The organism is Mammaliicoccus sp. RAM2, from assembly GCF_045897195.1.
Taxonomy (GTDB): Bacteria; Bacillota; Bacilli; order Staphylococcales; family Staphylococcaceae; genus Mammaliicoccus; species Mammaliicoccus sciuri.
Map to the genome: position 1 here is coordinate 185,334 of NZ_JBJNWI010000004.1, position 12,704 is coordinate 198,037.

Annotated in this window: 11 protein-coding genes; all 11 read right to left on the reverse strand. The window is 31.7% G+C overall.

Annotated features, from left to right (window positions below):
- Window positions 1-81: 81 nt before the first annotated feature.
- The 11 genes from recA to rnjB all read right to left on the reverse strand — a co-directional run bounded on the left by recA (window position 82) and on the right by rnjB (window position 12,635).
- Window positions 82-1,095 (reverse strand): recombinase RecA, encoded by a 1,014-nt coding sequence (gene recA / locus ACJTHF_RS07680; protein ID WP_048542786.1) that lies wholly within the window; start codon window positions 1,093-1,095, stop codon window positions 82-84.
- 211 nt (window positions 1,096-1,306) lie between these two features.
- Window positions 1,307-2,455: a CinA family nicotinamide mononucleotide deamidase-related protein gene (locus ACJTHF_RS07685; RefSeq protein WP_232157184.1), complete on the reverse strand. Its 1,149-nt coding sequence runs from the start codon at window positions 2,453-2,455 to the stop codon at window positions 1,307-1,309.
- A 57-nt stretch (window positions 2,456-2,512) separates the two neighbouring features.
- A complete protein-coding gene (gene pgsA / locus ACJTHF_RS07690; RefSeq protein ID WP_037587820.1) occupies window positions 2,513-3,094 on the reverse strand; it encodes a CDP-diacylglycerol--glycerol-3-phosphate 3-phosphatidyltransferase in 582 nt (193 codons plus the stop codon).
- A 64-nt stretch (window positions 3,095-3,158) separates the two neighbouring features.
- Window positions 3,159-3,554: a helix-turn-helix domain-containing protein gene (locus ACJTHF_RS07695; protein ID WP_048542627.1), complete on the reverse strand. Its 396-nt coding sequence runs from the start codon at window positions 3,552-3,554 to the stop codon at window positions 3,159-3,161.
- Window positions 3,555-3,574: 20 nt separating this feature from the next.
- Window positions 3,575-4,390 carry a YmfK family protein gene (locus ACJTHF_RS07700; protein WP_025905363.1) on the reverse strand — a complete coding sequence of 272 codons (816 nt, stop codon included), beginning with the start codon at window positions 4,388-4,390 and terminating at the stop codon, window positions 3,575-3,577.
- Between the two features lie 16 nt (window positions 4,391-4,406).
- Window positions 4,407-5,111: an elongation factor P 5-aminopentanone reductase gene (gene ymfI, locus ACJTHF_RS07705; RefSeq protein ID WP_058591405.1), complete on the reverse strand. Its 705-nt coding sequence runs from the start codon at window positions 5,109-5,111 to the stop codon at window positions 4,407-4,409.
- Complete coding sequence (gene yfmH / locus ACJTHF_RS07710) at window positions 5,104-6,393, reverse strand: EF-P 5-aminopentanol modification-associated protein YfmH (RefSeq protein ID WP_107603046.1); 1,290 nt, start codon at window positions 6,391-6,393, stop codon at window positions 5,104-5,106. Before yfmH ends, ymfI begins: the two co-directional genes overlap by 8 nt.
- On the reverse strand, window positions 6,386-7,660 hold the full coding sequence (yfmF, locus tag ACJTHF_RS07715) for an EF-P 5-aminopentanol modification-associated protein YfmF (protein WP_058591403.1): 1,275 nt from the start codon (window positions 7,658-7,660) through the stop codon (window positions 6,386-6,388). The genes yfmH and yfmF overlap by 8 nt, the downstream gene beginning before the upstream one ends.
- 77 nt (window positions 7,661-7,737) lie before the next feature.
- Entirely contained in the window at window positions 7,738-8,451 is a 714-nt protein-coding gene (locus ACJTHF_RS07720) for a GntR family transcriptional regulator (RefSeq protein ID WP_058591402.1), read from the reverse strand.
- A 9-nt stretch (window positions 8,452-8,460) separates the two neighbouring features.
- Window positions 8,461-10,752: a DNA translocase FtsK gene (locus tag ACJTHF_RS07725; RefSeq protein WP_107603047.1), complete on the reverse strand. Its 2,292-nt coding sequence runs from the start codon at window positions 10,750-10,752 to the stop codon at window positions 8,461-8,463.
- A gap of 209 nt (window positions 10,753-10,961) precedes the next feature.
- Window positions 10,962-12,635 carry a ribonuclease J2 gene (rnjB, locus tag ACJTHF_RS07730; protein WP_107603048.1) on the reverse strand — a complete coding sequence of 558 codons (1,674 nt, stop codon included), beginning with the start codon at window positions 12,633-12,635 and terminating at the stop codon, window positions 10,962-10,964.
- Window positions 12,636-12,704 lie beyond the last annotated feature (69 nt).

The following is a 12,704-nucleotide window of genomic DNA, read 5'->3' on the forward strand; positions in this document are numbered from 1 at the left end:
CTATTTTTATAAAAAAACATTCTATAGATTACACAATGAAACGTAATCTATAGAATGTTTAATTTAATGACAAAATACTATTTAGTCTAGTAAAGTTTCTTGTTCAGGTTCATTAGGTTTATCTTCTTTTTTAGCTTCTTCTTTCTTCTTACCGTTAAAGCCTAATTGATCTCTTAAGATTCCATCAATTTCTTCAATAATAGCTGGATTTTCTTTTAAGTAAGTCTTAACGTTTTCTTTACCTTGACCCATACGTTCTCCGTTATATGAATACCAAGCACCTGATTTATCTACAATATCAAATTCAACTGCTAAGTCGATTAATTCACCTTCACGTGAAATACCTTCACCGTACATAATATCAACTTCTGCTACTCTGAATGGAGGCGCAACTTTGTTTTTAACAACTTTAATTTTAGTTCGGTTACCAACTACTTCTTGACCTTGTTTCAATTGTTCAGCACGACGTACTTCTAAACGAACAGAACTATAGAACTTCAACGCACGTCCACCTGGTGTTACTTCAGGATTACCGAACATAACGCCAACTTTTTCACGAATTTGGTTGATAAAGATAGCTGTTGTATTTGATTTAGAAATAGCACCTGATAATTTACGTAAAGCTTGACTCATTAATCTTGCTTGTAAACCAACGTGTGTATCTCCCATTTCACCTTCAATTTCAGCTTTAGGTGTTAATGCAGCTACTGAGTCGACAATAACAATATCAACTGCACCACTACGAACAAATGCTTCTGCAATCTCTAAACCTTGTTCACCGTGGTCAGGTTGTGATAAATATAGGTTATCAATATCTACGCCTAAGTTTTTAGCATAAACAGGATCTAGTGCGTGCTCAGCATCAATAAAAGCAGCTACGCCACCTTGTCTTTGCGCTTCAGCGATAGCGTGTAAAGCTACTGTTGTTTTACCAGAACTTTCTGGACCATATATTTCAATGATACGTCCTTTAGGGTAACCACCAACACCTAATGCTTTATCAAGTGTGATTGAGCCACTAGAAACTGCTGATACTTCTCTGCTTGTATTATCCCCTAGCTTCATTACTGCCCCTTTACCAAAGGATTTTTCCATATTCTTAATTACTGTATCGAGTGCTTTTTGACGTTCGTTCACGCGATAACCTCCTATATATATAAAATGAATTTACTTGTTTAATTAGCTATTATTACTATAAATGCTTTTGTTCTAAAATGCAAGTATAAAGCGAATATTTGTTCGTGTTTTTGTACGCATTTTTTAAAATTAAGCGAACATAAGTACCGATTTTATAAATTATCGCAAGTTATCTTAATTGGTTCAAAAACTTTATAAGTGCTATATTGCTTATTCTATCACGTCTTCCAGCATATGATTGACTTATTGACGAAATAAATTTTTCGTTTTTTTGCATATGTGAAATATATACTGTTGATTCTTTATGATCTTGTTTTAAAACAATAACACTTTCTACTTTAAATGTTGATTTTAACTTGTTAGCAATTTGTTCAACTGATTCATCTTGACTAATATTCAACATTTCGTCTGTCCATGAATTTTGTAAAATATATGATTTTAAATATTGTTCGCTATCTTTAGATAGTTTAAGTCGAGCATTTAATACACCATCTGTAATTTCATCATATATAACAAATGGTTGATCTAATTCATTAAATACAGCATCTTCAACTGTTAAATCATCGCTACCATAATAAAATTCGCCTATTCTATTTAATATTTCTGTTTTAACAGGCTGGATTAAATCTATCGCTTGTTGTTTAGTATTCGCATTAGCCGTAATGCGGAGTGATACTTCATGTTGACCAGCAAGTGGTGCAATTGTAGGATTGGATTGATTATCTATTAAATCAATCAGCTCTGTTTCCAAACTAGATTCACCAATACCCATAAATTTCAATGACTCAGAAAAGATGACACGTTCTTCATTTAAGAAAAATGGTACAAGATATTGATTGACCATTGGTTGAAGTTCTTTCGGGGGACCAGGTAATAATACGACTTTTTTATCATCCACTTCTAAATACATGCCTGGTGCCATACCAAGGTCATTCTTCAGTACTTCACTACCTTCAATAACAAGTGCTTGTTGTCTATTATTAGGCGTCATCGTACGGTTTTCATTTTTGAAATATTGTTCAATCTGATCCATAGCTTGTTTATTTGTTTCTAGTGATTTACCTACTACTTTACCAACAGTTTGTTTTGTTAAATCATCTTTCGTTGGTCCTAAACCACCTGTTAAAATTACAACGTCATGATGCGCTAATTCTTCTTTAAAAGTACGTTCTAACCTTCCAGGATTATCGCCTACAGCAACGTGTCTCATAACACTTGCACCGAGTTCATTGAGTACTTTTGATATAAACTGTGCATTTGTGTTAGCAATTTGTCCTAATAAAATTTCAGTACCTACGCTTAAAATACTAACTTTCATATTTTTGCCTCCTACAGAAAAACCTACAAACGAAATGTTGTAGGTTAAATGTTGTTATTATTTTGATCCTTTAAATACATCTCTACCATGATAAAAATACTCTATACCAGATAGAATTGTAAAGAAAGTAGCAATATACATGAGCCATTGCCCAAGATTAATTTGCCATAAAGTAGAGAATGGTTCTTGTAATAGGATAAATACAATTGCGACCATCGTTACAGCCGTTTTAATTTTACCTAATTGACCAGCTGCACTTACAAAGCCTTGTTCAATTTGAAGTAATCTTAGTCCTGTTACAGCAAATTCTCTAGCAATGATGATAATAGCAATAACTGATGATACTTTATCAAGTTCTACTAATGCAATTAATGCACTCGCTACTAATAATTTATCAGCTAGAGGGTCTAAAAATTTCCCCATGTTTGTAACAAGTTCCCATTTTCTCGCTAAATAGCCATCAAACCAATCTGTAACAGAAGCTAAAATAAATATAATACCAGCTATAAATTGTTCTATTCTCATTTCTTGTCCAAATAAGAAATGCATGTCACCCATATTAAAATCTACAAGTAAAAATAAAACAAATACAGGTATTAAAATAACACGTAATACTGTTAATTGATTAGGAATATTCATATTCGTTCTCCTTCTTTTCTTACAACTGCATAATAATACTATTATAAATCAATACTATATATAATTAAATGATAATTATTAATAATATCCAACCGATTAAGCATACACCAAAGAATGTAATCATTTGTGTTATGAGTTTAGCTACCATTTTATTCTCTGATATTTCAGTTTGACTTCTTTTTTCTTGCGTAAGCTGTCTAAAAGCTTCTTTAGCAGAAGGTGCTGTTTTAGGCAACTCACTTTGATGTTTATCAATTAATTCTGGTGCACTCATATTGATTGCAGAAGCATATTTCGTTATGAAACCTCTTGTATAATCGGGATTTGGTAGATTTTCAAATTCATTCTTTTCAATCATCATTAAAAATGGTCTTTGTATCTTTGTTTTTTCTTCAAGTTCAACTAAAGTCATCCCTAATTGTTCTCTTTTACTTCTTAACGTTTCTCCAATATATTTCAAATATATTCACCTCAAACAATTTATTCAAAAAATCCAAATCCATCTCCAAATGCCATATTGTCATTTGTAAATAAATCATTTTTATTTAATTGCTCATATGTAATTTCTTGGTCTTCTGTTTCTCTTAGTTCAATAATATAATCAAAATCTTCAAGGCTATATTCAGAGCGTTGTACAAATAGATCAGGATGTTCTACTACTTTAATTGTTGGTAAACTCATAACTTCTCTAACGAGTTGTTTATGCTTTTCATCAGTTTGCTTAGATGTTACAGCACCATCAATAATATAAACATTTTCATCACTATATTCACCTTTTAATAAAGAGCTTCTTACTGTTTGCTTAATAAGCGTCGAACTAATAAACAACCATTTTTTATGGGCACACACACTAGCGGCAACAACAGATTCTGTTTTACCTACTCTTGGCATACCTCTCACACCAATCAGTTTATGACGGTTCTCTTTAAAAAGTTCTGCCATAAAATCAACTAATAAACCTAAATCTTTTCTTTCGAATCTAAAGGTCTTTTTGTCATCAACATCTCGTTTAATATATCTACCGTGTCTTACCGCTAATCGATCTCTTAAGCCTGGTGTACGTAACTTTTTAATGGTAATATCATCAATTTCTTTAACAATATTTTCAAAGCGTTTAACTTTATTCATATCATCTGTCTTAATGAGTAACCCTCTTCGACCTTGATCGACACCATTTATCGTAATGATATTAATACCTAAAATACCAAGCAAACTAGAGATATCCCCTAATAAACCTGCTCTATTTACTTGTATATCGTATTCTAAGTACCATTCTTTTTTAATGACTTCTTCCATAATATCCACCCCAATATTAAATATACCATCCTCCGTTTACACGTAGGACTTGACCGGTCACACTTTGAGATAACGGATTTAATAAATATCCCACCGTTGCCGCAACTTCTTTAGTTTGAACAAACCGACCTTGTGGTATTTCATCTTTTAATTGTGTTTGTGTAATTTCATCAAGTTCATCTGTCATTTTACCATGAACGACACCTGGACATATAGCATTTACTGTAATAGATGTTAAAGCAAGTTCTTTTGCTAAAGATTTAACAAGACCAAGTTGAGCAGCTTTCATTGTTGAATAGATTGTTTCGTAACTTGCACCAGTCTCTCCCCAAATAGATGATATAACGATTATTCTGCCATTTTCACTCTTTCTAATATCATCAACAAATAATTGAACAATTTTTATGAGCGCATATACATTCAAGTTATATTGAACATCAATTTCATCATCTGTAAAATCTTGAATCGCACCAAATGACGATTGCCCAGCTGCATATATTAATTGATCAATATGTCCGATTGATGTTAAGAATTGTAAATTATCTTTGTTTGTTAAATCGAATTGTAGAAAAGTAACAGGTTGTCCGCCATATCTTTGTTTGAGTTCATTAATATTAGATCGGTTATAATGTAGTATCACTTCATGCCCTAGTGATAAACATTCATCAACAATTGATAATCCAATGTCACCACTACCACCAACAATAAATGTTCTAGCCATTTTGTTTCACCAAACGACTTTCTACAACATGATCGAAGTCTATTAATGAAGCCAATGTTTCTTGTACACTTTCTACTGTTATAGATTCTAAAATGTTTACAAGTTCAAATAGTTCTACACCTTCGAAATAGAATTTAGTATATTGATTTGCAATATATTCTGGAGAATTTAAGCTTGATACAATTTCGCCTAAAGTTTGTTTTTTCACTCTCTCTAACTCTTCTAAAACAAAAGCATTTTCTATATATTTTTTAAGTTCTGCTTTAACCGATTCTTTAAATTCATTATGATAATCAGTTGTCACAGCTAGAATCAAATAACTATATGTCATTTCGTTAGCAAATTGATAACCAAACGTATCATCAATCACTTCTTTTTCTAAATTTGATTGATAAAATTCAGTTTGTTCACCAAACATTAAATCTAAAGCAATCATCATTTCCATATCATTTTTTACGCGTACTTTATCAGAAATAGTATTAGGCTTGAACTTATATGCCAACATTGTTTTTTCTTGAACAATGTCCATTTTCGTTTCGACATATGGTGTATGGACGGATGTCGGTTCGTCTATTACTTTTCTCGTAATAGGTGGCATTTCGTGCATATTTCTTTTGTCTTCATGTTCGCGTACTAATTGTATAGTTTCTTCTGGATCGACGTCTCCAACAATGATTAACACCATATTTGCTGGATGGTAAAACGTTTCATATGATAAATATAAATCTTCAGCTGTAATATCATAAATACTTTCAACAGAACCTGCTATATCCACTTGTACAGGATGATTATGATAGAGTGCGCCTAAAGTTTGGAACATTAATTTATAATTAGGCTGTTCTTGGTACATCTTAATTTCTTCAGCGATTATACCTTTTTCTTTTTCTACTGTTTTCTCAGTAAAATACGGACTTTCAATCATTTTTAATAAACGAATAATATTATCGTGCACATTTCCAGTCGCACTAAATAAATAACTTGTTCTATCAAATGTCGTAAATGCATTAACTTGTGCATCATTTTCAGCAAAACTTGTAAAGACATCGCCATCTTCTTTTTCGAACAATTTATGTTCTAAGAAATGTGCTACCCCGTCCGGAACAGTCACAAAATCATCTTTGCGATGTGGCTTAAATGTATGATCAAGAGAACCGAAATGTGTTGTGTATGTCACAAAAGTCTTTGAAAACCCTGCTTTTGGAATGACAACTACTTTTAAACCATTTTCTAAAGTATCTTCGAATACAGTTTCATCAATCTGTTTATAATATTGATTACGCATTGTTATCACCTTCAGTCAGTATATATATTGTATCTAATTGTCCAAGTTGTGCGGTCTTTTTAATATCTTCAATTGTGATAGATTCAATTTCTTTAATCCAATCATCATAGTTATAAACGGATTGATATCTCGCATGTGTATGCAATAAGTCAATCATTTGTCGTTGTTTATCAAACATTTCTCGTGCGTGTGAAATTAAGACTTTCTTCGCTAACGTCAGTCTCTCTGTTTCAATTTCACCTTGTTGAATATCTTTAAAAATATTTAAAATTGTTTCTTTAGCGACATGTACTTTATCTTTAGAGATGCCACCAACTATATATAAGAATCCATTTCTTGCATCGATTTGAGAATGTATTGAATAGGCTAAACTTTGTTTTTCACGTACTTCACTAAATAAAATTGAAGAAGCATCTCCACCTAGCAACATATTTAACACTAAGAACGAATAATATTCTTTAGAATGGAATGTTATTGGGAACCTATATCCCATATTTAATTTTGCTTGATCAATCTTTGTATAATCTACTATTTCTTTTACTTCTTTAATATCTTTTAATAATGTCGTTTCGATTTCTAATTGACTATTATGATCAAAATTAAAATATTCATGACACAATGATTTAACTTCATCTAATTCAACATTTCCAATAATATATGTAGATATCGCATTCTCGTGTAACAAATCATGGTATGTATTGACTAAAGATTCAGGTGTTACGTTATCAATGTCTTCTAGTCGACCAGATGCTAAATATTTATATGGCTCATCTTCAAACATATGATTCATAAATTGAATAAATGCACGTTGAGATTTGTTGTCTTCAATTGCAGTTAATTTTTTATGTAATAAAGACTTTTCTTGCTTCGTGTATTTTTCATTAAATTTACCATTTTCAATCAGTGGATTAAAAATCACTTCATGCAATAATTTAACGGCTTGTTCGAATAGTGGAAACTCACTATTTAAATATTTTTCATTTACGATTTCAATACCAATTGTCATGATATGATTATTAGCTTGTTTAATGACATAGCTAAATAAATGCGCACCATATAAGTCCGCAAGCAAATTATTCATTTCTTTATCAGTTTGGTATTGTTTTGTAACACGTGTAATTAATTTACTTAAAATTGACCTAGATGTAATCGTCTCACTGTTTAAAGGTGCTACAAATTTAAAAACGATAGTCGTTGTTTTAAATTTTTCAGTTGGTATCACATAAACGTCATTTGAAGATAATTGTATATGTTCTGTTGTTATCATAATAGATACCTCTCTTATATGTATGTATATAGAGAAACAAAGCAACAATTGTTACTTTGTTTCTCTCAATATATTTATTATATCCTATTTCTTGTAATTCGAAACTTTACAAGACTGCTTTTAAAATAATTTAGTGAATAAAGTACAGGTGTGCCATGTTCGTTATAATGAACTTGTGTTAATAACATCATTGCATCGTCTGGCTCAGAGTTCAATATTTCACTAATATACGGCTCATAACTAATGGATTCTATAGATGTATTAGCATGTGTAATTTTAAATTCTACTTTACTTTCAATTGCGGATAAAATAGATGAATTGGATCTATAGTCACTGCATGCAAATAAATCAGTAGCAATTTTATCTAGACAATACACGACTGGTTCACCATTTGCTGTACGTACTCTTTCTATTACCGAAATAGATGCATCTTTTTCTAAGTTTAATACTTCTATATCTTTTAAAGTTGCAACTTCTTCATCTAAACTAATAAATTCTGTTCCAGCAACTTCACCATTTTTTTCAATCATTTTTGTAATACTTACTAATTCGTCTAATGGATAATAATATGGTTGTGTAGGTTTCACCACTGTTACGTCGCCTGTTTTTTGAGATAAAATTTGTTCCGTGACAAGTTCATGTATGGCTTTTTCGATTTCATCATAATTTATATTTAACAACTTTTTAATTTCAAACTCATTCGGAATAGCATCTCCCGGTTTAAGTTCAGCTGTTTGAATTTTATCTAATATCCAATTTTTAACGAAATTTGTACTTGCATTTGTAGACATAATATCCCCCTATTCGTCTTGATAAATATCAACCAATACTTGTCTAGGTTTACTACCTGATTGAGGACCAATAACACCATTACTTTCCAAATCATCCATTAACCTAGATGCCCTATTATAACCTATTCTAAATCTTCTTTGTAATAAACTCGCACTTGCTTTTTGTTCTTCTACAACAAATAAATATGCTTCTTTGTATAAAGCATCTTCACTTTCCATTTCATTTGCTTCTGTCGGTTCGTCAGGTTCCATCTCTTTAACATAGTTCGCTGTTTGTTCTCCAACAACATGTTGAACAACTGATTCAACTTCACCATCAGAAAGAAATGCACCTTGTATTCTTGTTGGTTTTGAAGAGTCTCTAGATAAGAATAGCATATCACCTCTACCTAGTAATTTTTCAGCACCACCACTATCTAAAATTGTTCTAGAATCAGTTGCAGAGCTTACTGCAAACGCAATTCTAGAAGGTATATTAGCTTTAATACTACCTGTTATAACATCAACGGATGGTCTTTGTGTCGCAATAATTAAGTGTATACCTGCTGCACGTGCAAGTTGTGCGATTCTCATAATGGATGATTCAACATCTTTACCAGCAACCATCATTAAGTCAGCAAGTTCATCAACAATGACGACAATATACGGTAATTGCGCTTGTTTTTCTTCCATTTCTTGATTTGTACGTTCAATAAATTGATTATATCCTTCAATATTTCTTGCACCAACGTGTTGGAACAAGTCATATCTTTTTTCCATTTCGGATACAATTTTTTGTAATGCTTGATTTGCCTTTTGAGGATTTGTAACAACAGGTGTTAACAAATGTGGTATTCCGTTATACACATTTAATTCAACCATCTTAGGGTCAATAAGCATTAATTTTACTTCATGTGGTTTAGCATTCATTAATATACTTGTGATAATACCATTAATACAAACAGATTTACCACTCCCTGTAGCACCTGCTACGAGTAAGTGAGGTAATTTGTTTAATTCTGCTGTAATTGGTTCACCTGAAATATCTCTTCCTAATGCAACTTCAAGTTTATTTGATGTTGGTTTTGCCTCATTCAGTACTTCTTTCAGCGTTACCATTGAAATATGTTCATTAGGCACTTCAATTCCAACTGCCGACTTACCTGGAATAGGCGCTTCAATTCTAATATCTTTTGCTGCTAAATTCAGTGCAATATCATTACTTAAATTAACGATTTTGTTTACTTTCACACCTTGAGCTGGCTGTACTTCGTATTGAGTAACAGCTGGTCCAATCCTAATTTGAGTCACTTTCGCATCGACATTAAAGTTTCTTAATGTAGCTTCAAGTAGTTTTCCTTTTTCTTGAACTGTCTTTTTAGACACTGATTGAGATTTAGGTGGATCATTTAAAATTGTAATCGGTGGTAATTTATAATTTAAATTCTCAGTCTCATCTATAGTTGATTCATTCATTTCAGATTCATGATTATCATGATCTTGTTGAACGGGTTGTTTAGGTTGTTGTGTTCTTTTGGATGCTAACTTTTCTTGCGATTCAAAGATTGGAATTTCTTCATTAGTTTGTTGTTTGTCAATTTTAGAAATTTCTTGAACTGGTTCAACTTCTTCTAAATGTGAAACGTCTTTAGGCTGCTCTTTTTGACGCTTTTCTTTTTCTAGTTGTTTAGCTTTCGCTTTTTCTTCTCTTTTTTGTTCAAGATTTGTCATTTTTGATTTAGTTTTACTTTGCGCCATATCAAATGCTGATTTAGTAATATCACGATGTCTTTTCTTCATGATTAAAATAACACTAGATAGTAAAACGAGTATCGTTAATAAACTATATCCAAAGACGGAAATAAGCTTGCTTATGACATTAAATGCATAATAACCAATATAACCACCACCGTTAAAGTAAAATGCATTTCGTTCTAAACTTGAATATGTTTCACTCAAGGTTGTCTTAAACGTATTAAACGATGGATCTTTGAAATATAATACTAACTGCATAATGAATAGCAATGCTACTTGAAAGACGAGCAATCCGTTTACTCTTCTTGTGAATTTTAATTTGCCGTTCACTGTTATTAATAGTGAAATAATCGCTATCAGTATATAGGTGAAATATTTTGAGAATCCAAATAAGAAATGAAAGAAGCTATCAATCATTAAACCTATAAATCCTAATTGAAAAATACCTAACACGATTAAAAACAACACAATCATCTGTATGACATATTTTAATGTATTATCTTTTTGCTTTTTCTTGCCACGTGTTGTTTTTCTTTTACGTGTTGCTGGCTTCTTCTTTTGTACCATTTTTGAAATAGCCTCCTTATCTATAATGCAAAAAGAGGCTGGGACATAAATAGATGTCTCAGCCTCATATAGTATGTAGGCAGTTAATGAACAAATAGCGTGTATGACACATTATTTGTTCATCTTTGCCGAGATGGAAAAACTCATTGTATTGATATAGAATTTAATCTCATCTCTTGACTGTTAAAAATCATCCATAAAACAATTCATTAGATTTCTGAAATAATTGGAATAATCATCGGGCGACGTTTCGTTTGTTCATATAGATACTTACTGAGTTTATCACGCATATTTTGTTTCATTTCAGACCATTCAATTTTCTTTTGAAGTAAACCTTCTTCAACAATTTCACGGACTTTTTCTGAAGCGTCGTTTAATAACTCTTCACTTTCTCTAACATAAACGAATCCACGTGATTGAATTTCAGGTCCACCAACGATTTTTCTATTTTTAGGATCTAAAGTTACAACAGCTATAAATATACCATCTTCAGCTAATAAGTGTCTGTCTCTCAAAACAATATTACCTACGTCTCCAACACCGATACCATCAATTAATACGTTACCAGCTGTAACTTTTTCATTAGCAATCATTTTTTCGCCATCAAAATTAACAACGTCACCTTTTTCTAGTAAGAAAATTTTCTCAGGATCTACGCCTGTTTCAGCTGCTAATTTCGCATGTGCGATTTGCATTTTAAATTCACCTTGTACTGGAATAAAGTATTCAGGTTTCATTAAATTAAGCATCATTTTAAGTTCTTCCATACAACCATGACTAGATGCATGTGTTTTTTTGTTATTAGGCATAATGTGTGCGCCAGCTTTAACTAATTCATTTAAAGTCTGACCAATAATCACTTCCATATTAGCAGAAGCTGTTGTAGAAATATAAACATTATCGCCTTCTAAAATATTTAAAATAGGATGTCTTTGTTGAGCCATTTGACCTAATGCTTCAATTGGTTCACCTTGCATACCTGTAGCAATAATAATTAATTCATTTTTAGGATATTTACTAATGTCATGCACGGGTACTAAAAGATTTTCTGGAATATTAAAGTAACCTAATTTACGTGCAACATTGAAAGAACTTTCTAAAGAACGTCCTAAGAATGAAACTTTACGGTTTAATTTACTAGCCGCATTCAGCACTTGTTGAATACGAATAAAGTTAGATGCATAACATGAAACGATAATGCGCCCATTTGCTTTTGCAAATTCATCGACCATGTGACTTTCGATTACATTTTCTGGAACGTTGTAACCAGGTTTTTCTGCTTCTGTTGAATCACTAATCAAAGCAAATACACCATTTTGACCAATTTCAGTCATCTTAGCGATATCTGGTGCATAGGCACCTTGTAAACTTTGGTCGAATTTAAATTCTCCAGTATAAACGATTGAACCATATGATGTATGGATACATACACCTAAACTATCTGGTATTGAATGCGTTGTATTAAAAAATGTCACGTTAACGTTTTTAAATCTCATGACTGAATCTTTATTTACTGTATAATAACGTACTTTTTTATTGATTTTTCTTGCTTTCATGTGATCTTTAACTAATGCAATCGTCAATCTTGATCCGTATATTGGTGCATCAAGCTTTTCAAGTATATAACTTACAGCACCGATAGAATCTTCATGTCCGTGTGATAAAAAGATACCTTTAAGTTTATCTTTATTCTCAATAACATATTGTATGTCTGGTATAACAACGTCTACACCTAACATTTCGTCTTCTGGAAACATTAAACCAGCGTCTAACATGAACATTTCTTCGTCCACTTCAACGATATACATGTTTTTTGCAATTTCTCCTACACCACCGAGTGGTATGATACGAATTTTATCATTTTTCTTTTTTATTAAACTCAAAATTGTTCCTCCTAAATGTAGTCCCGTCCATAATATATTTATTTAATCATACCATTTATATAATCGATT